Raw genomic sequence first — 22,758 nt, 5'->3', positions numbered from 1 at the left:
GCGGTGCCCTTGTCCTCTTCGACTCCACAGCGACAGCTCAACAGTATCAACAATCTCCTACAGAAGAGCGCGATCGTAAATACCAGACGGCAGCGTGATTTAGGGGAGGCCATATTAACCACGACAGCCTGAACGGACCCAAAACCGAGATTTTCGTATTTACCAGATGGCGAGGCGATACAGCCATCTCGTATATACCACGATAAATACCAGACGTGAACCGAATTCGGAGGGTTCGTATTACTGCCCGATTCGCGATCGTCAACCAGCGGTAGTCTAGCATAAATACCAGACGGCTCTCCGATACACACATTCCATATATAATACTGTAAATACCAGACAGCGTCGGGGTTCAACCATACTGTATATAGCTCTTAGATCCGGCCCAAATTTACCAGTAATACCAGACGGCGTGGGGGTTGGGGGTTCCTCTATTAACTTATATATCTCAACTGTATTTTCTCATAAATACCAGATGGCGGCGGGATTCGGGGGGTTCGTATTTAGAACACCACCCACAAAATGCGGCTCATACGTTCAGACATCGGACGAAAGAGATTTAGAGAGTCTATCAAAGAACCTCGGGTTGTCTAATACGTTCAGCCGAATTCACACAATTAGGGTTCAGGGCAGATGAAGTTCAGTAGATAGTCGCGTAGCGAACGAGTCAGGGCGGAGCCGGGTAACGGACGAGGGAAACCGGGGGAAACGGAAAGCGGACGAAGGAGAGACTATCAAGGATATGATAATGGATGGAACCCTGAGTGAGCGGCGCAGAGAGACGGGGACACGAGGCGGTGAAGAGGAACCGACGACAGGGGAAGACACCAGCCGACAGTCGAAGCGACAGAGACGACAACGGAAGAGCCACCAGCGTCGGCGGCGACACGTGGCATCGATCAACCCGAAGCGACGAACGACCCCAACCGGGATGACCGACGGTCGGCACAACGAGAAATTGGACCCGACGCTCGACGACGGACCACCAGCTGATCGACAACACCCCAGAGGCGATCCGCGACACTACCAACAAGACCACCCCGACAGCGACAACTCGACGAGCAACGATAAGCGAGGACGGACCAGCAGGGACACCGACCACCGACGACCGGCGGCGACCAGCAGAGACCAGACCGACAGCCTGGAAGCGACGAGGCGACTTCGAACCACGACCAACATCGAGGACGAACCAACGAGGGCGCAGCGACGAGGGGGACCACCGAGACGACACGACACCCGACGACGAACAGCGGCGGCGGGGCGACAACAGAAGGTGGGGGCCAGATCACAATGCGAGAGTGCGGGGTGGGGCGCGGTCGACGACATCGAGAATCGCGGTCGCGATGTGAGCGGTGTGGTGTGGGTGGGCGGGGAGACGCGACCGTGACCGTACCAGATGTGACGCGACGGTGGGGCGGAGGCGACAACAGCGAGACAGCGATACTACGGGAGCGGCGAACCGACGGGGACGGCGAAGGAAATGACGACATCGCGGACCTCAAAGACGAGTTCGAAGAAGTCGAAGAGCTCGTCGGTGTGATCAACGACATCGCCGAGCAGACGAACATGCTCGCGTTGAACGCCAACGTCGAGGCGGCGCGGAGCAACAGCGACGGCTTCGCGGTCGTCGCCGACGAGGTGAAGAACCTCGCGAATCGCTCGCAAGACCAAGCTGACGAGATCGAAGACATTGTCGCGAGGATCAAGGAGAAGGCTTCCAAAACCACCGCCGAAGTGGACGCAGCCAACGACGTGATACAGTCTGCGAGAGACGACATCAAGCCGTCCTCGAGAACCAAAAACAAATTCTCACGGCAGTTGAGCAAACTGAGAGTGGGATCACCGAGATCGCGGAGGCAACAGACGAACAGGCAAGCGTGACCGAAGAGATATCGAGTGCCGTCGACGACGTCTCCGAACGGGCGACCATCGTGAGCGAGGAAATCGCAGAGATCGCGGCCGAAAACGAGAGCCAGACAGAGATGGTCTCGGATCTCACCCGGCAGGTTGAACAGATTGACCGTAAACTGGCGAGTGTGATGAATCGGTCAGTTTGAGCGGTCCGCGCCCCACAGACAGAACAACACACCCACACCACGTTTCCGCCGTTATCTCCGGAATATCGATAGTTCAGGCCATCTCCTGTAGCCGTCTTTTTTGACATCTCCCTCTGTCTTCAGGCGGAAGAACCCTGACCACAGTTGGGATCTATAACATCGCGTGCGATGGCTACTCATGACCTATAGTCACGCTGCTGTCCCCGGAACAGTACTTTCGCCCCGCTCGCCCGAACTATAAGTCACAGAGTCTCTAATTTTGAAGAGAGGGGGCACCACTGAGCCGGTTCCAACAACCGGATCAGCTCCAGAACGGTGTCACACGCTCCCTCTCCCCCTCGAAGTAGCCCGTGAACTCGTGAGAATGACTCCTGATGACCCAGAGACTGTCCGTGGCGACTGCTCGTTCTGTGGCGAGACAGTCACGAGTCGGCACGCAATCATCCACTATGAGACCGCTGGCGGCGACACAGGCGTGTGGGCCGAATGCCCTAGCTGTGGCGAGATCGTTGACCCCACCGATGCTAAGTAAACAGTTCATCCGGCAGATCGCCAGGCTCGAGCTGCCATCGACAACGCACCACGAGTGCCGTCACTGTGGGTACAGCGTGGAGAAGGACGTTGATGAGTGTCCACAGTGTGGCTCTAAAGAAATTGGGGCCTACGATCTCAAGTAATTGCTGAAGTGGTCACAGTTGGTGGAGAAGTTTAATGCCTTATGTAGCATCCGAACGCTAACATGGCATCAATTATTACATAAGGTATGGAGGAGCCGCCACCACCGACCTCGCTACCCAAGTATCTCGCAGAAGGCTCCCAAAGCAGGATACGGAGACGCTCCACGAGATAGATCGTCAGGATATGTACGGCCCGCATCTCTACCGCTACTATCGTGAGAATGGGACGATGAAATCGGAGTACATCGAGAAGCCGGGAAGTGGGTAGTGGTGAGTCGGTCAACGTCGACTAACGAGCATCCCGGGAAGAGATACGCTTTTCACTGTACGCACACTTAGACAACGGTATACGATGAACTGGGATAGTGAGAGAGAAATGGCCAAAGACGTCGAGGAGAACGAGGAACTGTACGAGGCGCTCGCAGACGACGACACCGACGACGACGAAGAGTAGTCAGCGATACTCTTCAGGAAGGACCTCGCCGAAGAACTGAAGCCAGACGCGATACAGCTCGTCCGTTTCATACAATCTGTCGAGATGGATCAGAGGTATCTCTCTTCGAACGTCGTGTGACTCAGCCCGTACCCGTTTGACCCGCTCCGTCGACCATTCTCCCGGTTCGATCCCGTTGTCACGGAGCAGCTTTCGCAATGTAACGATCGCAGTACGGTGGTTCCCATCCGGGAAGAAGTGTTTCCCTACGAGCGCGTGTATCCAGAGCGCGCACTGTTCGGGAAGCGGCCGGTCAGTTGGGAACTCCTCGAGAACCCGTTCGAGATCGCCGTTTCTCACTCGCCAGATCTCCTTTCGCTGTTCAAGGAACGACTCGTCGTGTGGATTGTCGTAGTGATGGCCGTCTGCTCTCAGAAATTGTGTATTCCGGAATTTGAAGTTCTCCGGCTCGATCGACGAAAGATCCGTGATACGAGGGGCTGGATCCGTCGAGTCTCCCATTCGTTACACGTCCCAACTCATTCGATCTACATTACTTGTGGGGGGAGACATGCGTCTCCGGTTCCTCATCAGACCCGTTCGATACTGATGAATGCTCACAGGGTAGCTCTCACGAGATTGCGACCTACGATCTCGAGTAATTGCTGAAGAGCTCACAGTTGGCAAAGCGAGTTCAGTGCCTTATGTGTCACCCGAGCGCTAAAGTGGGACTAGTTGTTACATAAGGTATGGAGCAGCCGTCACCACCCACCTCGCTCCCGAAGTATCTCGCAGAGGGGCTCCCAAAACAGGATACGGGGACACTCCAAGAGGTACAGAACTATATTGAGGCGCTCATCGAGTATCGCGACCAGTCGGTCGACACTGACGAGCTTCCCGAGGCTGCCGAGCCCGTTGAGGAGTCCGATGGCGCAGGACGCGGGACCGTCGTCAAAGAGAAAGTCACCTGTGGCGACGACAGCTGTAAATGTGCCAGCGGGAATCACGCGGATATGCACGGTCCGTATCTCTATCGCTACTATCGTGAGAACGGGACGATGAAATCGGAGTACGTCGGTAAGCCAGAAAGTGAGTAGTGGTGTGAGAAGTTTGCCATAACCACTCGTTCGTGCCAACCTGCGGTCCTAGACTTCCCCGTGAAGGGCGTCATCAACGACATCAGCGAACGCAACGTTCTCACGCACCTGTTGCATCTCGACGGTGACGCGGTCCCCGACACTCGTTTCGGGAACGATCACAACGTAGCCGCGCTCGACTTTCGCGATCCCGTCACCTTGGTCACCGAGGTTCTCGATTTCAACGTCTCGCTGTTCACCTTCCTCGACAGGCGGGCCGTCGTATTCGTGTTGCTGACCAGTGTGGTCAGCTGACTGAGTGACCTCAGTCGTGTCGGTGGGTTCGGTATCCGACGTCGATGTCGATATGAGCGCAACACGGTACGTTTCACCCTCAGAGAGTGTCCCCGTGGCTATCTCACGGTCAGGCACAGGTATCTGGTAGGTGCCATCGTCTTGCTCAACAGTCGCAGTATACAGTGTCTGGAGCGTCTCAGAAATGTTCATAAATCGCGTATTATGTTGACTCGTGCCAGCGGACTTGTTTCTAGCGTTTCTAGCGTTTTCAACTGATTAGCGCCGGTCTGACCAAAGTACCCGAGAGACCACTTCAAGACTCATCGCCAGCATCAAACACGGCCGCAAAGTCTTCGAGAAGCTCCTGTGGCGATCGCTCATCACTACGAGACGGGAGTGGGGCTTCCCAGCATTCGATCTCGAGCATGCGTGCATTCGACACTGACTCCGGTTCGGTTGTCACATTGAAAATGCCAGTACGATAAATCGCCAGCAGTCGCTGCTCATGAACGGGGACATAATCGATTCCGGCCCGGTCTAGGACTGTAGAAATGTTAGTCGGCTCAGATAACGAGACAGAGACGCTTGGAGACGCCGAGTCGGTCATACCAGGTCCTAGGTGTATTCTACTGATAAATACCCAAACTTGAGCACGGTCCGGAGAGAGTGTTACAGAACTCTGCCTACACCTCGTTGACTGACCCGTAAATCGCTCAGTACAGTGTTTTAGCGCCGTAGTAGTTTTTACACCATAGTTACTACTCTTCGATAACTATGAGCGACAATCTTGAAGAGGAATATCCTGAAGTTGCCCCCTTCATCAGAAAAGCGGTTAAAAATCATAGCGAAGAATGGGTTATCGAAAACTACTCACCCAAAATCACTGCCTTAGGAGTGATCATGGATGTACCCCCTGTTGAAGAATTACCATTCTATGATGAGGAGCAATACGATACACTGACCGAACAAGAGAAACGTGACAGGGCAAATGCGTTCAGAAAGTATCGAGAGAATCTTCAGAATGCTGGCTCCGACTCAGAGTGAATTTGCTAGGGCAACTATCCCGTCCTCTCGGCAAGATAGGATATAGTGTGACTCTGTAAGTGACTACTCTCCCCGATTATCTCGAACAGTACAACCGTTAAGTTCCACGTCTTCAGGTAGTTCGTCTTCTTCGATTCCCACATACCAAGTGTATTCCTCGTTTCCACTCTCAGTTGCTGTTCTGAAGACGACTGTGTCTCCTTGAGCAAGGACAAATGACTCATACTCCTTGTTTCTCCGCTTCCATATCTGCCAAGCAGATATGAACGAGTCATCTGAGCCAGCGAATACTTTAGGCATTTTCTGGGCGATACTACTGTTAGACATATTAAGGTACCTCATTATGTCTTGAGAGTATTAATTGGTTTTTGATTATACCACGGATCAACACAGGTGACAAATTAAATCCAAAACTAGGCAAAATCAAACATAGGCCTACCCAGAGCGCTGGCCCCTTAGATTAGTCAACTTACAAGCGCGTTTTATCGGCTGATTCAGCTGTAAATTCACGAAATAAATATCGCGGCAACTCTTCTATGGCGCCCTGTCCGGATACACTATCTAGCCAGTTCTCGTGGCCGGTATCTCCTCTCCCAACGGGTACTGTCGGACAGTTTTCCTCAGTTTCAGCTGTGACAGTATTCTCCCAAACTCTGGCTACCCACCAGTTGAACGAGTATGGAAGGATGTCCCGGAGTCAAAGCTGGTGAGCTCGGTAATACGCTGCTCCAGCTCTTCGATTTCAGCTTGGAGCTCGGTCGTGTCTTCGTCGGCTCCAGCCAACTGGTCTTTGAGCCCTTGGAGACGGGTTTCTTTCATCGCTTCGTCGACGTCTGCCTTCCGTACATACTCGCTCTCTTCAATTTCGTACACATCGGATTCAGAGAGTGACGTTACCTCCAACGCGTCATCGAGTTTGCTCGTGTCGACGGTCATCACGCGCTCGGGGTCGATCCCTTCTGCTTCCAGTAGCTCAAGGACCGTTTCGTCATCTTTGAGTGTTCGATTTCGGCGGACAGCCCGTTGAACGGACCCGTATTGACCACTCACAGGTTGATCGTGATGGAGGCGGTCAAGCAAGACGCCACGGACCTCTTGGCGAAGATCGTTGGCGTTGCGCTGGACGTCGGACAGCAGCGTGTAGAGGTTTACGAGCGTCGGCACGTCTAGTTCGGTGAGTGACATCACATCGTGCTGCTCAAGCGCGTCGATCAACAGAAGCGCATCTGCGTACACCGAGATGTCGGGCTCTTCTCGTGGACCATCGTCCTGTTCAACCGTGTGCGGATCGACGAGTGGCGACGCTGTTGGCGTCTCGCTTTCAGAGAGGGTGCCGTCCCGATCGTCGATAGTGAATCGCGGATGGAGACTCATGACGGTGGCATACGGTTCAGCCCCGGGTGGGAGGCGATCGAGATCGAACGACCCAGTCGCATCGGCGACACGCTCAAACAGCGTCTCAAACTGCTCTCGCTGGAGCGGGACGGTCTCACTGTCGGCCTGATACTCGATCAGCACTCGGTGTTGCTGGACGTCGGTAATTTGAAACGGCTTCTGAGAGAGCGGAGTGAGGAGTGTAGCGTCTGCTGGAAGCTCCTCCACGTTGTCGAGGAGATTGTCCCACGTCACTCGAAACGACATACTGGCGATTCAGTACTGCGAGACAAAAGCATACGGGCGTGTGTGATAGCTCTCTCCGTGATTAACCAACAGAAACAACGGAAGCGCCAGCTTGTTGGTTAATTTCTGAGCCTATCCTCAGAGGATCTTTCCAAGGTCCCCAGTACTGCCTAGGTGTGGGGTGACAGTGGTCGTTTCGTGAGTTCCGTCTGCCTGATTGAGATGGTAATATACTCACCACTTTCGGAGATTTCACGCGAGGCAGACAGTCCCACGCCACACGTGTTATCAGCAAGAATTCACGAAATGGTGGGGTGTCCTCAGAAGAGCAGAGGAGGTCGCTATGTATCCTGAAATTGCTGAAACGGTGGGGGGTGTTGTATAGATGAACAGGGAGTTGAAAATCACCCCAACAACAAGACTACGCGTTCGGTCGATCAGCACTGATATGCTCGAAATCGATATCTGCAAACCGAGCCGTATCCTTGAGAACTTCGACAGCGATCTCGGTATCGACTTGGAGCTGATACTCCCAAGCAGGACCACCGATCGAACCCGCCGTCACCTTTTCGCCTTCGGCGATACCTTGCATGTCGAGTTCACGGAGATGGTCTTTGAACCGTCGCTGACCGAGTTTGTCGGCATCGATTCGTGAGGCGACACTCTTGTACACGCCGTAGATCGGTTTGGCTCGGACGGGAGCATCCCCGGAAAGTTCCAGGGCAGTGAGCGCAGCAAGGGCAAGATGGGCTTGTGTCGTCATTTCACGCATAGCCTCAACGACGGCTTCTCGCTCAACGAGTGCCTGGGCTTCACGGGCGTGCTCCGCACCAACTTGGTCGTCACCGTGTTTATCCGCCAATTCGCCGGCTTTGCGGAGGTATTTGATCGCTTGACGAGCGTCGCCCGTATCTTGTGCCGAGAGTGCAGCGACGAGTGGGATCACGTCATCGGTCAGTACACCATTCCGAAACAGATACTCCTGCCCGGATTGGTCGATTTCGACGACAGTTCCCTGCGGAACTCCATCGGTGTCGACTTCGTTGATCGGAGCCAGTTCTGTATCGCGGAAAGCCTTCGCTGCGCGCCGGCGGAGGATCTGCTGGAGCTGCGTCGCATCATACGGTGAGAATAGGACGGAGTCGTCGTAGAGCGAACTCTTCACTTTCGGACTGAGATTATCCCGCCACTGTAGGTCGTTACTGATGCCGATGATGCTGGGGAAGACGTGGTCTTCAACGTAATCCTGCGCTCGAGCTCGGGGAAGACTGTAGAGAATCCGGTCGTCGTCTCCGAGCGTATCGATTTCGTCGAGGACGATGATGATCGTGCCACCGATCTCATTCATCGCCTCGAACATCATGTCCATCACGACGTCGGTTGCGTAACCAGTCGGCCGGCTGTTGCCGGTAAGTTCCTGGTAGATACGGGAAGCGGCCTTGTATGACGTTGAGAGATCATGCGATTCACAGGAGACATATGCCGTCGTGAGGTCCAGATGATCGGATTCTTCTTCGGCATGTGCCTGTAGTTCGGAGAGTTTGGCTTTCGCAGCGGCAGTTTTCCCTTGACCGGCCTTCCCGTGGAGGAACACGTTGTTGGCACCGACTCCGCGAGCCGCGGGAGCTAGTGACATATGAAGATCTTCCATCTCGTCAGTTCGTTCGGGGAGATTGTCGGGATGGTATTCCTCACGAAGGACCTCTTCTCGTTGGAAAATAGGCGAGGTATTCGAGAACTGGGTCATATGCGGAATCCTCTGAGCAAGAGATAATAAAACCCCGGTTACAGCAATGTCTTGAATGTCGTCAACCGGTGATTCCAAACGAAATAGACAGACCACACCCCCACCACCGTTTCAGCAATTCTCGTGCCAAAGAGTGGGGGCGATTAGTTCCAACCGAAATATACGTTACAGTACGAAGACACGGTTCTCAGCCACTGTTACCTCTATTTCAGCCGGATTAAAGACGCAGCGACAGTTATTATATTATATATTCTTTTCCTTTAGTAGTAGTAAGTGTAGTAGTAGGAGAGTAGATAGAGATGTTTAAACAAGTATAGCAACCTACATTTGAACAGTTTATAACAGATACACCTCTGGCGGGACTCGTCTTCGTATTCGACCCGATCTCTAATTCGGCTGAATTGCTGAAACAGTGGTGGGGGTCCCAACGGCATCCGTTACTTCGGTTTAATTGATCATCTGAGGATGTCGTGTTTTTCTTCCCCAGAGGAATTCTCGAGAGACGTGTACGGTCTCTAGTCTCCCGATAGAGGGCTTCCCAGTTCTCCAAATCGAGTGTTGACCACTTTCCCGTTTTGAGTAACGCACTCACTCGAATTCTAGAGAATGGTGTCTGACCAGCTACATTAATTCCTGAAACACTGGTGGGTGTCTGGTGAATTTATCAGTCGTCTTTAGCTAACATCGTTGGTAATACTCAAGGTTAGATTATAACTCAGAATAGTCGGAGAGTCAGTTCTATTGGCTGAGACGCTGTTCGCTACGAAATCAGACGATAAGAGATGCTGAAAACCAGTGTTTCTGGAGCTTTGAAAGGGTGTACGGACGAAATTTGCCCGAAAACAGCGTCTGCTGAGTATTACTGAGAGTATTATCTAAAGACGAATGCTATGACGGTATGGATACTAATGATATAGTTCCCCGCATCGCCCCCGTGTCGTGAGAATATGATGGGTTTCGGTGCGTATGAGCTGAGAAAGTACCACAGAGCCGTTCCCAAGGATTCTTTTTACACCGTTGAGTCTGAGTCGCCCCTAACCTCACAGAGTTAGGTCAGCAACCCCCCAGTCGCTAGGTAGGTCGTCGTCAATTCCGTGTTCTGCGACGAGCTGTCGAATCCGTTGTTCTAGGTCGTCATCTAGTTCAAATTCGTAATCCAATTCCTCCTGCCACTCCCAATATCGCGGTATCGTTGGTTCGAAGTCGCTAACTGCCCCCGCAGGTGCATCCAGCAGGTATCGTGTTCCCGAAATCTCACCAGACCGATATGGGAGTGTCTGTCGAACCGACTCGTCATTAACCAGTTTTTCTAGCAGTTCTACGGCTGAATGCTGGTCGGCATAGAACGCGTGTTCGAGCATCGCATTCACGAGCGGGAGACTTGACGAGGCGTGCTCGAAGATATCGTCCGCAACCGAATGGTCTGGATGCCCGACTCCCCAGCCGTACGGATGGAGTGCTTCTCTGACGAAATCGTATCCGTCTTCCTCAAGCTGATCAAGAATCGAACTGAAGAACTCTAATATCGGAACGGGGACGGCTTCAACACCGTCTGATAGTCGGGTACGGATAGTATAGCGACTGGAGACATTCTGGAGAATTGTCGTCACGTGTGGGAGGTCGTCGGTTGTCTCTGGATGGTAGGCGTTGAGAAACTCCGCAAGGAAGCTAAATCCTTCCGTCTGTGTTGCGTCGTCAAGTACGGTAATCAGTTCCTCTCGATACGCTCTGGAGATATTCCGATAGTTGTCAGATCTCCCTGATTCGTGTGCCGACGCCAACCGTGTCTCGTACGTCGCCATCGCCTGATGGAGGGCAGTTGAGTCTCCGTCGCGTACCGTCGCTAACAGGTCGTCTAGCTTTCCAATTCGTTCCTCGTTGGAATGCTCTTCAACGTCTTCCTGTTTTCTCTCGTCAGGATGGGTTGGGCTACTGCTCTCAAAACTCGTGTCCGTGGAACAGTCGTGGAGACGGAGTCGAGACAGTGTCTCAAACTCTTCTCCACAGTCGTCACACTCGTGGCTCATTACGCGTCTCTACAACAGACGTGGGCGTAATATTTGTGACGTGAAGCGATGATGGTAGCATATGAGCCATACGTATGCTCTCAGCATCCGAGTCGAATCATACGAGTTTAGCGGTGAGTTCTATCTCGTCGGCGACGGATACGCCACAGGCGGAGAGGTACTCAAACACGTCGCAACCGACCACATCTTAGCGATGAAGCAACGCCCACACGTCGCTGAGTACCTGCTTGAAACACTCCAAGGTGGAGAGAATGTGAGCAAGTCCGACTATGAGCAGGCAGACCCCGAGATCTCCTGTGGAGTCCATTTCGATGTTGACCATCAGCAGTTTCGGTTCTGGGCTGGGGATGAGACCGTCGAGATTGGAAGTCATCCGACAAAGAGTGAGCTACGCTCAATAGCCAACGACCTCTCGACGTAACTCCCCCTGTTGACGTGCCTACCCCAGCACAGACAAGTATCCTACCCGCATGGACAGGGTTGAATGCGTCTTGCCTTTGAAGACGGCACGATTCTGCTTGAAGACGCTCCTGATGCTGTGCCGTATGCTGAGTGGGACGAGCGTGTCGAGGAGTATCGGGCACGAGCACAACACTACTGCGACATCTGTGACTGGCTGGCTGACCCCAACGAGCAAGCAACGATTGAAGCATCCACAGCGACCGTAGCTGATGTTGAAGATGATGCCCGTGCGTACTCAGAGTTTCATTTCACTCCCTCGGTTGCTATCGAACCGCGGGACTATCAGCAGGAAGCCCTCTCAGCGTGGCAGGATAACGACCGTCAGGGAAGCGTTGTTCTCCCGACTGGAAGCGGAAAGACGTTCCTCGCTGTCCAAGCGATTGCTGATGCGGGGGTAAGTACGCTGGTCGTTGTGCCCACCATCGACTTGATGAACCAGTGGCACGCGACGCTCACCAACGCGTTCGGCGACCAACTCCCTGATGGGGTCGGTGTTCTCGGTGGCGGAAGCCACAATATCACAAACATCACGGTTACGACCTATGACTCCGCCTACCGCTATATCGACGAATACGGCGACAAGTTTGGACTCCTTGTGGTCGACGAGGTACACCACCTACCAGCTCCGACCTACCAGCAGATCCCTGAGATGACGATTGCCCCATATCGGCTCGGACTCACGGCCACCTACGAGCGTGCTGACGGCAAACACGAGGAGTTAGAAGACCTACTCGGTACTGTCGTCTATCGAGAAGACGTTGACGAGCTTGCTGGCGAGTTTCTTAGCGAGTACGAAACGATTCACCTCCAAGTCGGACTCACCATCGTAATTCCTTATGTAACTCTTGCTTCCCGGTGTTATCTGTATGTTACATAAGGAATTGATATCAGATGTCGTGTGAACGAACTCGAAAAACGCCCGTTGCGGGTCTGTCGTGTCATCGAGTGGGCGTAATTAGCGCAATAATCACGACCACAGAAGCGACTTACTCGGTAGTTGCTTCTTCCACAATCTCGATCTCCTCATCGGTGAGCCCGTACAGCCCGTAGACGATTTCGTCGATGAGCTTGTCTGTCTGCTTGATTTTCGCATTGATCTCCCCGGCGCGTTCCTTCGTCTGCAGGTAGTTCTCCAAGTCGTCAGCCACATTATTGACGTCGGGCAACTCGATCGTCCTCAGTCGATCGACGAGTGAATTTGTTTTCCTCGCCGTCTCTCGGAAGTTCGCGAAACCGCCTGCCTCGTCGACGGCAACCGGCACGAAGTGCTCGATCAGGTCTGCCTCGGTCTCTGTGAGGTTTGTGATCCGGAACGCGGGCAGAAATCCGTCTCCGTGTGGCCCTACTGGTCGGTCTCGTGGGCGTCCTCGTCGTGTGAAACGACGATGAATGCAGACGTGAATGGCGCGGTGAATATCCGTAGAACGATAACTCAGAGTCCCCCGACGGGGCATATGAGTAACGGCTGGTTGGCACAGCCCGGAGTCTTCCTGTTCGACCGCGAGAGCGGGTCGTTCAACATGAGAGGGCTCTTGTGTGGCACATTGTTGATGGACTGTAGTCTTGCTATTTTACGGGTGCGTGAATCAAATTAGGATCCCACCGCAGAGGTGCTTAGAAAGTCGATTAGTGTTTCCGCTCAGCTAGCGACGAATGTATCAACAATCTTCTACAGAAGAGCGACATGAGAGAACAGGAAGAGTGTGAACCTTAATATCCCAACACTCGGGATTCACCCCATCTTCAGGCGGGTGAGTACGTCAATAGGATAGTGTACCATCTTGTTGGGTGTTCCTATAGTAGATCCTATAGAGACTTCAGTAGCAAAGACGTTGCCAAGCAGAATGGTCATAGATCGCAACTGGTCGCTGCTCGTTCAATTGTAGACGGTGGGTAGCGACACCAAGCTAGTCGAAATCCAGCGAACATGAGACCGTGGGGTCGACTCCCCGCTCTACGACAGTGACGCGTTAGGTGGCACACACGTACCACAGGCCGGTCTAAGAATAGTACGTAATTGTGTGCAGATATTTGACTTCCTCCTCCGCCTGAAGGCGGAGAAATCCCGAACGTTGGGATATTAGGGTTTCGCGGTATCCGTCCGGGCATCTCGCGGTTGGAATCCGCGAGTCCGGTCGAATTGGATGACGCGTGGCTGAGCCAAACAGCCGTTACCGCTATCGTCCGAACCGAGCGGACGAGTCACGGTTAGCGGTTCTTGTCTGATGTTGTCCGCACCGTTCACGTCACCGTGAACGACCACTCCACATCGGTCGCACTTCCACAACCCACGTTCAACCCGACTGTCACTATCTTCGTACCCGCAGACACTACACGACGATGACGTACCACGTTCGTCCCGCATTTCCACTTCAATACCGTGTTCACGGGCCTTGTAGTCAATCAGGTTCATTACTCGCTTGTACGCCCAATTGTCGAGGCGCTTGTTTCCGTGGCGACCCCAATCGCTCTCGTCTACACCGCTCGGGTCGCCCACAACGAGCGTGCCAACACCGTGTTCGACGCACCGCTCGACGATATCCTTCGATAACGCGTGCAGGAAATGATCTTTCCGACGGGACAGCTTCTCACGCGCCCACTGTGCTTTCTTCGATGGGCCGTGGGTCCCCTCAGTCTGGTACTCTTCGCGTTGGAAGTAGTGCTTATCCTCCCGGAGTCGGTTGCCGGGGTACAACAAGGCCTCATCGGGAAACGCGACGACGGCAGGGTTACAGATACCGAGGTCAACACCAGCCACGTTCTCCCTCGGTGATTCGGCGGTGATGTCGTACTGACAGACGACGTGTAGCTCCCACCGTTGCTTGCCCGAGTTCCAGACAGCTCGGACTTGCTGGATGGTTTCCAACTCAACCTCGGGTGGCGTTTCGTACTCACAGAGGATGAAGTCGCGTCCATCCTTGTGGTTGGCTCCTTTGCTGAGTCGGAGCCGATCGTGCTTGTCGTCGTGGCGAATGCCGTTCGTCTTCCACGTCACCGTCGAACGCGGGTGTTCTTCGTGAACGCGGTTGCCGTGGACGTCGTAGTAGTTTTCCTTACGATAGCCCGGTGGGTTGTCTCTGTCATCATCGGAACCGTACCACGAACTGAAGGCTTCAGAAAGTTCTTCGAGAACGTTCTGACTGGACTGGCTGTGCAGTCCGTTATATTTGGAGTGGGTTTTCAGTTCGTTTTTCAGTTCGTCTTCGTCAGGGATTTCGCCGGTTTCGCCCCACCGCTCGCGGGCGTAGTAGTTGGCGACGTTCCACAGTTTTGATGCCGACCACCCGTGTCGGTCTAGCGCATCCACCACTTGTGAGTGGTTTTGGATGCAACAGACGTGTGTACGGCGGGTAGTCGTCATCTTAGCTATTCTTATGAGAGTGTACTGTTTAATAGCTTGGAATATCCAGTCGGGTGTTTTGAGTATGGATGGTTGAACGTATTGTCGGATTCATCCCGCACCTGAAGGTCTGTCTTTTACCCATACGTTCACCGAGCCTCAAACAGACGTTTCAGACGCTGTCGAGTCCGATCTATAGTCGCAAGATCGAGATAAGGAGTGATTCGGACGTTGATATCGGCAGCGGGAGGTTACTGAATACGGATATACGAGGCCGGCAAAATCGCTTCATAAAGGTGTTGTATCTGTAGATATCGGAACTTTTGCGCGGAATAATCGATTTCGGCAACGACTCGATTTGTGGGTAAGAGACAGACCTGAAGGTGCGCGTATTTTCCTTGCATTCTATAATCACCGACGAGCAATCCTGTCGTATGGCGCACAGCGACGACGAGATCATCGCAGAGATTCAACGGGTGGCAACAGCGGCTGACACAGACGGCCCACCAAGTACCCGTACGTTCAAAGAACACGGAACGATCGGACTCTCCGCTGTCGAAGATCAGTTTGGATCGTGGAATGCGGCGGTCGAAGCAGCGGGGTTTGAGCCGAACACAGCCACCAAAAAGATTCCACGGGATGCTCTGATCGAGGAGCTCCAGCGGCTACGCAACGTCCTCGACGAGATCCCAACAGGCGACCAGATGGACGAGCGCGGCGCGTACGCGTACATTACCTACTATGAACGGTTCGGATCGTGGGCTGATGCGCTTGAAGAAGTATTCGGTGAGGTGCCCGACCGGGAGTGGGAGCATGTCTCAGATGCCGAACTCCTCGCCGAGCTACAACAGCTCGCCGACGACGATGGCGAACCCCCAACAACAACAGATCTCAGAAAGCACGGCTCGCATTCGGTACAGACGTACGAAGACCGGTTTGGATCGTGGCGAACTGCCGTTGAGAAAGCAGGGTTTGAACCGCCGGCGTCACAGGCGGTGACAACGGCGGAGCTGCTTGCCGACCTTCGGCGACTCCGTGATGAGTTCGGGAGCAAGCCGACTACGACAATGGTCACCGAACACGGCCGCCACTCGACACAGACCTACTACTCGCGGTTTGACTCGTGGGATGCGGTTCTCGACGCAGCATTCGACGAGGGGGATTCAGAGTCAGCGAGCCATTAGTGAAACGCTGGCGCTCGCGGTTTTTTCGCAGGTGAGAGCAGCGCTGCTGGCCGGCATGAATCAAATAAAAAACCGCGTGTGGGTCGGCCCGTGTAGGCCGATAGTTATACGACGTGAGCTGCGGCCGCCACAACGACGTTAGTCGTTGCGCCGGGTCGCGAGCAGCGCGGCCGCGACGAGGGCGACCAGAGCGACGAGCGCGCCAAAGCCGGGCGTGCTGTCGTCGGTGCCGCCGTCGTCACCGTCGGAGCCACCGTCGTCACCGTCAGTGGAACCGTCGTCACCGTCGGTGCTGCCGTCGTCACCGTCGGTGCTGCCATCGTCACCGTCGGTGCTGCCGTCGTCACCGTCGGTGCTGCCGTCGTCACCGTCGGTGCTGCCGTCGTCGCCGTCAGATCCGTCGTCAGGATCCTGACGCTCTTCGACGATTTCGATTGCAACGGAGTCCGTCGCGTCGCCCGTGTCCGCTTCGAGCGTGTACGTGCCGGTCTCCAGATCAGTGGTGTCCATAGTCACACTGAACTGACCGTCGTTCTCCCACTCATCAACGGAGACGGAGTCAACGGAGTTGCTGTTCTGGTTGAGCACCTCTAGGACGATGGAGTTATCGTCAGGCTGGAAGTTGGTCGAGCCTTCGATGACCATCGTCTCGCCGGTTGCGACCGGGTTGACGCCGTCTGCCTGAGCCTCCTCGGGGTAGACGGAGTCAATCGAGACCGAGCCCTCGGTGACGCGGAAGGTCGTCGAGACCATCAGGTCGTCCGTAGCGTCGGCCTCGGTCGTCTGCGCGACGATCCGGTCACGAACCTGATTACCGGTCAGCGAGTTACTGTCATCGAGCTCGTCGATGAAGTCCCTCAGCTCACCGGTCGGGTCAACACTAACCTGGCTGGAGTTGGCGTCCGGAAGCACGCCGTCTCCGACCGTGCTGTCACGGCCGACGGAGATGATGTGTGCGGATGCAGCACCCTGGTCGAGGTCACTGACGTCAACGTCTTCCTCGTCGAATGTGCCGTCATTGTCGACGGAGATTGTATCAACGTCCGTGGTTCCGCGCTCGCCGACGAAGGCCACGACGACTTCGTCCTGGCCTTCCGCGGCGCCTTCAACAGAGATACTGCTATCCTCGACGGCGAACTGACCGTTTATCGTGCCGAAGTTACCGGAGAGATCGCCTGCCTGAACATTAATCGACGCGCGGGTACCGTCGTTGCTGCTCCACGCGGAGGTGTTGATCTCGGGTCCGAGTCTATCCCCGTCCTCGGCGTCGATTACGCCGATGTTGTACCGACCGGGGAGCGACAGGATGCTGCTGCCTTGGTTAAGTTGAACGTCTTCGACTTCGAACGTGTCGTCGGAGTCAACGTCGATGCTAGGCTGGCCGCCAATCTGAACGCGCTCCCAGTCGTCGTTATTGAGAGCGTAGATCTGGACTTGGTCGGCCGCCTCGGCGGAACCGTTCACGTCGACTTCCGAACCGATGACGTAGTCACCGGTCGGACTGTCGAGCGCGAGTTCGCCTTCAACAACTTCGAAGTCATCGTCGTCCTCCAAGTTATCGTCGTCCACTTGGGTGATGTCATCGACACCGTAGACCTCAACGGTGACGTCCGAAGTATCGAGCAGTCCTGTGTCAATCGAACCGGCAGCTGTCGTGCCGTCAATCTCGACGAGCGCGTAAGCGTAATCGCGCGTAGAGTCCGCCTCGTTGACATCTTGGACGTTCCGGAAGACGTCTTCAGCATCAGTTTGGCTAACCTCGTCTGCCCACGCACTTTCCTCAATCGCGACGACACGCACGTCGCCATCGGTCCCGCCACTCACAGTGTAGCCGGTGTTGCTACCCTGCGTGACGGAGTCCTCTGCCATTTCGAGCGTGAGATCATCTTCGTTGGTGAGTTCGATCGTGTACTCTTCGACTACGCCGCTCTGGTCGAGCTCATCGTTACCCTCGAAGATGACCGTGTACGCACCAGCATCCTCGCTTGAGAGGTCAAGGCCAACACTGGCGTCCTCACCGCTCTCGTTCTCACCGTAGCTAATGACATCTTGGCCGTTCCCATCAGGGTCGTTGGTGAGAACCTCACCGGTGATGTCGTCGCCGTTCGGGTCTTCAACCGTGATGGCGAGGTTTTCTGCGTCACCGAAGTTCCACTCGGCGAAGATTTTGAGATTTTCTGCGGCGGTGGGACCGACCTGTGAGACGTCGTTCCCGCTCCCGGTGAGTTGAACCTCACTGGTGGTGATCCGTGGCTCAACGACATTAACGCTGAATCCACCGTCACCATCTGTGGGACCGTTCAGATCGTAGGTACCAGTATTCTCATCGTTTGGAATCGGAAGCTGAAGCGGACTACCCTCGCGGTTGCCGGCAGTACCCGAAAGATCCTGTGCATCGATTGTACCACCGTTAACGGAGGCATTCGGCGGGATGAAGTTGATCGTGTCTTCACCCTGGTAGATACTGGAGCCGTCGAAGGCGTTGTTGCTGCCAGCACTACGCTGTGCTTGACTCGAGGTGGTAACAAAGGCGGTGTCGGTGAGGACTCCTGTCTGAGGGGCTGGGTCGTCTACACCCGCGGAGAATCCACCAACTGTACTTTGATTGAACAAGTGAGCAGTAAGCTCGCCGGGGACTCCGGTATCGTTATCAGTGGCAACGCTGACACTACCGCCGCCGCCATCGGAAATCCCCGTGCTACTGTTGATACCGGCGATGATCGGAGTTCCGGAGGAATTTTCATACGTTAGGACGATGGCTGCATCTGAGCCAGCTCCATCGAAATAGCTGTTCACGTCCACCGCTACGTTTCCGCTCTCTTCGACTTGGTCATTGAAGGTGACTTCTGAATTACTACCGTCAACGGCCGCTGCAGGCGCAGCAGCGAAGCCGACAGCCACCATGGAAATGACCATGATCACACTGAAGAAGACCGCGTTGGCCTTCGAGCGTGTATTATTGTCGTTTGTCATTGTTTGTTGTCTTATCTACAGTGCGACAGTCTGCTTTGTCCTCGCCTCGTTTGCCCGTTCATCGGTGACCGACATTGTATCGAGGGCGCGACCGGACTTGGCTTGGATTACTCGCATTGATGTCGCATTGTCTGCGTTGGCAGGGGTACAGCGTATTGGACAATCACCGCCGGATATAAATGCTTTGTGTGCCTCTCAGAGTGTGTGAATGCCACGCACAGGACGTAGCAAGCGTCAGACGGTCGTTTTCAAATTTGAGAGAGGGATAGAATAGCCGCAACAGGTAGTGAGATACTCGGGCTCAGCTGGGGCCGTGCGTTCCATCCGACCGGAACATCTACATACGCGCTTTGTTTTGATCAAGACGGGTTCGGACCCCCTCAGGCGACTGGGTGCTGTTTCTTAGGTAGGGGACTTGCCCAGTCGTCTGCGTTCCCACACAGACTTCGAGAAGCTCCAACTATGCGTCCGCGTCGTCGAACGCCGCCGCAGCCGCCTCACCCCACGAACCGAAGCGACGCTGATATGTGGCAAGTCCGTACTCGCCGTCACGAGCGACATCTGTTGAGGTTGGTCGCTCTCCGAGTTCGTCGCAGAGACGATGGAGATCAGCGATGAGCTCGGCGTCCGTGATCTTGTTTCGGTCTGGTGTGTCGAGACCAGCCGCCTCCAGTGCGTCAGTCCACGAGTCAAACCGTCGCATATAGGTGCTTGTACTGTGGGATCCGTGTTTGCGCATGTCTTCCGAGGTCGGCGAGTGACCGAGGTCGTCAGCAAGCGCCTGTAGATCCGCGAGCAGGTCACCCGTAGACACACGTGGACCGAAGTCGGGGTTGCTTGGCGTCAACTGCGCACCGTCTTGTGATCCCCGGGCACTGAGTGGTGGTGTCACGTCGTCGAAGATCTCGACGAGCGCCGCCGTCCATGAGCCGAAGCGGTTCTTGTACGTTGCCGACGCGTACGCACCCTGCGCGTCCATTTTGGCTTTTGTGGGTGCGTGCCCAACCTCGTCGCGGAGTCGCTGGAGTTCCGTGGCCAGTTCATCGTCCGAAATCGTGGTCCCGCCTTGGCGTGGCTCGAAGCCCGCTCGTTTGACCCCTGCGTTCCACGACCCGAAGCGCCGGTGGATCGTGCTGTCTGAGATATCGCTGTACTCATCGAACTCGGAAACCGACGGCGCTCCGTCACTACCGGCGATGTCGGCGAGGCGACGGAGCTCGTCAAGGAGTTCCTCGTCTGAGTATGCTTTGGTGTCTGACCCCTCGTTGCCCCCTCATCGATAGCGTCGGTTGGAACGGTCTCGAACGCGGCGTCGAGCGCGTCGTCCCACGAACCAAACCGGCTGTAGTACGTCTGGCACGAATATGACCCGTGCTCGCGAACGACCGTTGTCGTAGGTCTCCCTCCCAAGTCGTCGTGAAGCCGCCGCAACTCGGCGAGTAGCTCTTCGGTGGTCACGCGCTGTGGCGGCGGTGGCTCGAAGCCGGCCGCTTTGAGTGCGTCTCGCCACGAGCCGAACCGGTCTCGATACGTCGTTCTCGCGTGGGTACCGCGTTCTTGGACATCGACCGTCGTCGGACGTTGACCATCGTTTGCTTCGGCGAGTCGTTGTAGCTCTGCGATGAGTTCAGCGTCAGAGACGTGTTCCCACTCGCGGTCTGGCACCTCTCCGAAGGCCTCCTCAAGCGCGTCCGCCCACGAGCCGAACCGCTCGTAGTACGTGATGTACGCGTACGCGCCATGTTCGTCCATCTGATCGGCAGTCGGAATCTGGCCCACCTCATTACGAAGCCAGCGGAGTTCAGCGATGAGTTCGTCGCGTGGGATCTTGTCGGGTGGTGATTTCGAGTCGAGACCGGCCTGCTCGACTGCAGCCCTCCACGAGCCAAAGCGGTGCATTACCGTGGACGATGACTGCTCGGCATGATCGTCGAACACGCACCTGCTCGGCACTCCATCAACGTCAGGGAGATCTGCGACGCGACGGATCTCGTCGAGAATCTCTTCATCGTTGTGCGAGGGCATATCCGGGAGAGCGCCGGCCGGCCCTATGAGTGTTCTGGGAACTATTCTGTGCGTATACTACGTCGGGTTGACTGGTTCGTATACGAAAAGAGCCGAGCCATGGGCGTGACAGGCCCTTTTGGGGCAATGTGAACTCACGATGCTTGATTAGTGGCTGAACCTCGTATTGACGGGTGACCAGTCTGATCTTCTGGTCGTCGCAGCCCTTGTCACCGTGCAGAATATCAATATCCTCGGGGGATTATACAGATACAAGGAGAATACCTGCGGCTTCAGCCGCAGGATGAATCCGACAATTCTGAACCAATCCACGCAGGGATAGCCAGCCGGAGATTTGACAATCCGTAGCTTAAAATCGGTACTTCCCAACCGGTCTGAGAGCTGTAGCTAAAACGTAGCTCTCATGAGGAAGATGTCTGGTTGAGTGAATGTGTTCACGATTCCTCAGCCAGACGGTTCTCTTTCAGCCACAGACGTGAAAGAACTAGCGGAAGGTCTCGTTGAACAGCTCCCGCTGCCGGGAATCGAGGGCTCGCCCCTCGATCCCGGCGAGATCTGGGTTGTCGTCACCCTTGCAGCAGTGAACCAGACTTCTGTCTGGGAAACCTGCAAAGACAACGACAACGCTCCCTGTGACGACACTGTCATGGACTGGCTCGATACTCTCAACCGAGAGTGGCTAGAACGGATTGCTAACGACCTTCTCAAGGAGATGGCAATGACGATCCTCGACCCTGACCGGTCGAGGATCGTCTCCATTGATTTCGTTGATAACCCCTACCACGGGACGTACGACGACGAGAGCGGCGAACTCTGTCGAATGGCGGCTAAAGACGGTACAACAACGTGTCACCGCTACTGCTCAGCATACCTCGTTTCAAACGGGAAGCCGGTGACGTTGGCTATGACGTACGTGCGAAGTGATGAGAGTGAGGCCGATGCGGTCGAGCGTATCCTCGACCGCATCGAGGCCTATCCTCTCGAGATAGACCTTCTGTTGGCTGATCGCGGCTTCTACAACGAACGCATCCTGCGGCGGTCACGTGACATTGCTGCGACTGTCGTTCCCGTCCAAAAGAAGGGCAAACGCATGAAGAGGAAGCTAGACACGCACTGTTCGTACATGACGACCTATCGGATGTACAAAGACTGCAAGCGGGAACTGAAATTCCCGCTTGCAGTCGCTGTCTCGTATCAAGCCGGAGACCGTGGCAAGAGCGGAGAGGTCGTTCGTGGCTATGTGGCGTGCGATCTGGCTGATCGCACGCCCAAGCAGGTCGAACGACTCTATCAGAAACGTTCGGCGATTGAGACGAGTTATCGCGTCTTCCGTCAAGCACGGGTGGTAACGACGACACAAGATCCAATCGTCCGCTTTGCGTTCGTCCTGGTTGGGTTCTTGCTGGAGAACCTCTGGCTCGTGCTTCGTTGGGCGGTCGTCGCCCGCCCACGGCGGGGCGGGCGCGACCTCCCTGAAGAGTTCACATTCAAAACGTTCTCTGACTGGATCAGACATGCATTAGAGGAAGAACTAGAGCGGAGTTGGAAGGTCGAAATGAACGGTGTCGGTGTGCCGGAGGCGTACGCACCGGCCGCGGGCTGAGCAAGCCCGCGGCCTTAGTAAGCGTCTCCTGAGCTACAGCACTCGTCTCTGACGGCTAGGTAAGATTCCCTCGCTTGATTCTCTTCGTCTGTGAGTTCTATATCTACCTTCACACAGCTACCACTCATAGTGATTAAGATAAATCCTTGCCAATAAGATACGGCCAAATGTTTGGTTCGGTGATCGCGCTCAG

General features: G+C 55.0%; 18 protein-coding genes and 7 pseudogenes. 11 read left to right on the top strand and 14 right to left on the bottom strand.

Annotation, left to right across the window (positions count from 1 at the left end):
• Positions 1 to 1,383 precede the first annotated feature (1,383 nt).
• From N5096_RS16265 to N5096_RS12685, 4 genes and pseudogenes are all read left to right on the top strand, one after another.
• A complete protein-coding gene (locus tag N5096_RS16265; protein WP_241981505.1) occupies positions 1,384 to 1,881 on the top strand; it encodes a methyl-accepting chemotaxis protein in 498 nt (165 codons plus the stop codon).
• Entirely contained in the window at positions 1,878 to 2,057 is a 180-nt protein-coding gene (locus tag N5096_RS12690) for a hypothetical protein (RefSeq protein ID WP_238992731.1), read from the top strand. The genes N5096_RS16265 and N5096_RS12690 overlap by 4 nt, the downstream gene beginning before the upstream one ends.
• 364 nt (positions 2,058 to 2,421) lie before the next feature.
• The gene (locus tag N5096_RS16660; RefSeq protein WP_449272313.1) at positions 2,422 to 2,589 is read left to right on the top strand and encodes a DUF7837 family putative zinc-binding protein; all 168 of its coding nucleotides are present in this window, start codon (positions 2,422 to 2,424) and stop codon (positions 2,587 to 2,589) included.
• Positions 2,590 to 2,820: 231 nt separating this feature from the next.
• Positions 2,821 to 3,002 (top strand): annotated as a pseudogene (locus N5096_RS12685) (hypothetical protein).
• Positions 3,003 to 3,188: 186 nt separating this feature from the next.
• Here the strand turns inward: N5096_RS12685 and N5096_RS12680 are convergent.
• The gene (locus tag N5096_RS12680; RefSeq protein ID WP_267665198.1) at positions 3,189 to 3,689 is read right to left on the bottom strand and encodes a hypothetical protein; all 501 of its coding nucleotides are present in this window, start codon (positions 3,687 to 3,689) and stop codon (positions 3,189 to 3,191) included.
• Positions 3,690 to 3,916: 227 nt separating this feature from the next.
• Here N5096_RS12680 and N5096_RS12675 point away from each other — a divergent pair, with 227 nt between their 5' ends.
• Entirely contained in the window at positions 3,917 to 4,264 is a 348-nt protein-coding gene (locus N5096_RS12675) for a DUF6788 family protein (protein ID WP_267665197.1), read from the top strand.
• Between the two features lie 48 nt (positions 4,265 to 4,312).
• Here N5096_RS12675 and N5096_RS12670 read toward each other — a convergent pair whose 3' ends face one another.
• Complete coding sequence (locus N5096_RS12670) at positions 4,313 to 4,750, bottom strand: TRAM domain-containing protein (RefSeq protein ID WP_267665196.1); 438 nt, start codon at positions 4,748 to 4,750, stop codon at positions 4,313 to 4,315.
• Between the two features lie 103 nt (positions 4,751 to 4,853).
• Complete coding sequence (locus tag N5096_RS12665) at positions 4,854 to 5,147, bottom strand: hypothetical protein (RefSeq protein WP_267665195.1); 294 nt, start codon at positions 5,145 to 5,147, stop codon at positions 4,854 to 4,856.
• A gap of 167 nt (positions 5,148 to 5,314) precedes the next feature.
• Between N5096_RS12665 and N5096_RS12660 the strand changes: the two genes are divergently transcribed.
• Positions 5,315 to 5,584, top strand: a complete 270-nt coding sequence (locus tag N5096_RS12660; protein ID WP_267665194.1) for a DUF8110 family protein — start codon at positions 5,315 to 5,317, stop codon at positions 5,582 to 5,584.
• 63 nt (positions 5,585 to 5,647) lie between these two features.
• Here N5096_RS12660 and N5096_RS12655 read toward each other — a convergent pair whose 3' ends face one another.
• From N5096_RS12655 to N5096_RS12640, 4 genes are all read right to left on the bottom strand, one after another.
• A complete protein-coding gene (locus N5096_RS12655; protein WP_267665193.1) occupies positions 5,648 to 5,884 on the bottom strand; it encodes a hypothetical protein in 237 nt (78 codons plus the stop codon).
• Between the two features lie 357 nt (positions 5,885 to 6,241).
• Positions 6,242 to 7,225, bottom strand: coding sequence for a DUF7983 family protein (locus N5096_RS12650; protein WP_267665192.1), 984 nt, complete (start codon positions 7,223 to 7,225; stop codon positions 6,242 to 6,244).
• Positions 7,226 to 7,625: 400 nt separating this feature from the next.
• On the bottom strand, positions 7,626 to 8,951 hold the full coding sequence (locus tag N5096_RS12645) for a Cdc6/Cdc18 family protein (RefSeq protein ID WP_267665191.1): 1,326 nt from the start codon (positions 8,949 to 8,951) through the stop codon (positions 7,626 to 7,628).
• Positions 8,952 to 9,991: 1,040 nt separating this feature from the next.
• Positions 9,992 to 10,978 carry a DUF8137 family protein gene (locus N5096_RS12640; protein ID WP_267665190.1) on the bottom strand — a complete coding sequence of 329 codons (987 nt, stop codon included), beginning with the start codon at positions 10,976 to 10,978 and terminating at the stop codon, positions 9,992 to 9,994.
• 61 nt (positions 10,979 to 11,039) lie between these two features.
• Here N5096_RS12640 and N5096_RS12635 point away from each other — a divergent pair, with 61 nt between their 5' ends.
• Together N5096_RS12635 and N5096_RS12630 are read left to right on the top strand one after the other, a co-directional pair.
• Complete coding sequence (locus N5096_RS12635; protein ID WP_267665189.1) at positions 11,040 to 11,399, top strand: hypothetical protein; 360 nt, start codon at positions 11,040 to 11,042, stop codon at positions 11,397 to 11,399.
• A gap of 63 nt (positions 11,400 to 11,462) precedes the next feature.
• Positions 11,463 to 12,263 (top strand): annotated as a pseudogene (locus N5096_RS12630) (DEAD/DEAH box helicase family protein); the annotation flags it as partial.
• A gap of 163 nt (positions 12,264 to 12,426) precedes the next feature.
• Here the strand turns inward: N5096_RS12630 and N5096_RS12625 are convergent.
• Positions 12,427 to 12,812, bottom strand: a pseudogene (locus tag N5096_RS12625) (restriction endonuclease); the annotation flags it as partial.
• On the opposite strand from N5096_RS12625, the pseudogene N5096_RS12620 reads away from it, so the two are divergent.
• Positions 12,808 to 13,035, top strand: a pseudogene (locus N5096_RS12620) (hypothetical protein); the annotation flags it as partial. The pseudogenes N5096_RS12625 and N5096_RS12620 overlap by 5 nt on opposite strands.
• A 485-nt stretch (positions 13,036 to 13,520) precedes the next feature.
• Here the strand turns inward: N5096_RS12620 and N5096_RS12615 are convergent.
• Positions 13,521 to 14,801, bottom strand: coding sequence for an RNA-guided endonuclease InsQ/TnpB family protein (locus N5096_RS12615; RefSeq protein ID WP_267665187.1), 1,281 nt, complete (start codon positions 14,799 to 14,801; stop codon positions 13,521 to 13,523).
• Positions 14,802 to 15,214: 413 nt separating this feature from the next.
• Here N5096_RS12615 and N5096_RS12610 point away from each other — a divergent pair, with 413 nt between their 5' ends.
• On the top strand, positions 15,215 to 15,964 hold the full coding sequence (locus N5096_RS12610; RefSeq protein ID WP_267665186.1) for a homing endonuclease associated repeat-containing protein: 750 nt from the start codon (positions 15,215 to 15,217) through the stop codon (positions 15,962 to 15,964).
• A 138-nt stretch (positions 15,965 to 16,102) separates the two neighbouring features.
• Here N5096_RS12610 and csg read toward each other — a convergent pair whose 3' ends face one another.
• The 5 genes and pseudogenes from csg to N5096_RS12590 form a co-directional block, all read right to left on the bottom strand.
• Entirely contained in the window at positions 16,103 to 18,937 is a 2,835-nt protein-coding gene (csg, locus tag N5096_RS12605) for an HVO_2072 family ArtA-dependent S-layer glycoprotein (protein WP_267665185.1), read from the bottom strand.
• Between the two features lie 460 nt (positions 18,938 to 19,397).
• Positions 19,398 to 19,751, bottom strand: a complete 354-nt coding sequence (locus N5096_RS12600) for a homing endonuclease associated repeat-containing protein (RefSeq protein WP_267665184.1) — start codon at positions 19,749 to 19,751, stop codon at positions 19,398 to 19,400.
• A gap of 153 nt (positions 19,752 to 19,904) precedes the next feature.
• Positions 19,905 to 20,135: pseudogene (locus N5096_RS16555) on the bottom strand (homing endonuclease associated repeat-containing protein); the annotation flags it as partial.
• A gap of 119 nt (positions 20,136 to 20,254) precedes the next feature.
• Positions 20,255 to 20,962 (bottom strand): annotated as a pseudogene (locus N5096_RS16550) (homing endonuclease associated repeat-containing protein); the annotation flags it as partial.
• Positions 20,963 to 21,089: 127 nt separating this feature from the next.
• Positions 21,090 to 21,203 (bottom strand): annotated as a pseudogene (locus tag N5096_RS12590) (IS5/IS1182 family transposase); the annotation flags it as partial.
• A 189-nt stretch (positions 21,204 to 21,392) separates the two neighbouring features.
• Here N5096_RS12590 and N5096_RS12585 point away from each other — a divergent pair.
• Complete coding sequence (locus N5096_RS12585; protein WP_267665182.1) at positions 21,393 to 22,565, top strand: ISH3 family transposase; 1,173 nt, start codon at positions 21,393 to 21,395, stop codon at positions 22,563 to 22,565.
• Positions 22,566 to 22,758: the final 193 nt, after the last annotated feature.

This window comes from Halorubrum yunnanense (assembly GCF_026586675.1).
GTDB lineage: Archaea > Halobacteriota > Halobacteria > Halobacteriales > Haloferacaceae > Halorubrum > Halorubrum yunnanense.
This window is presented reverse-complemented; position numbering and strand designations above follow the sequence as displayed.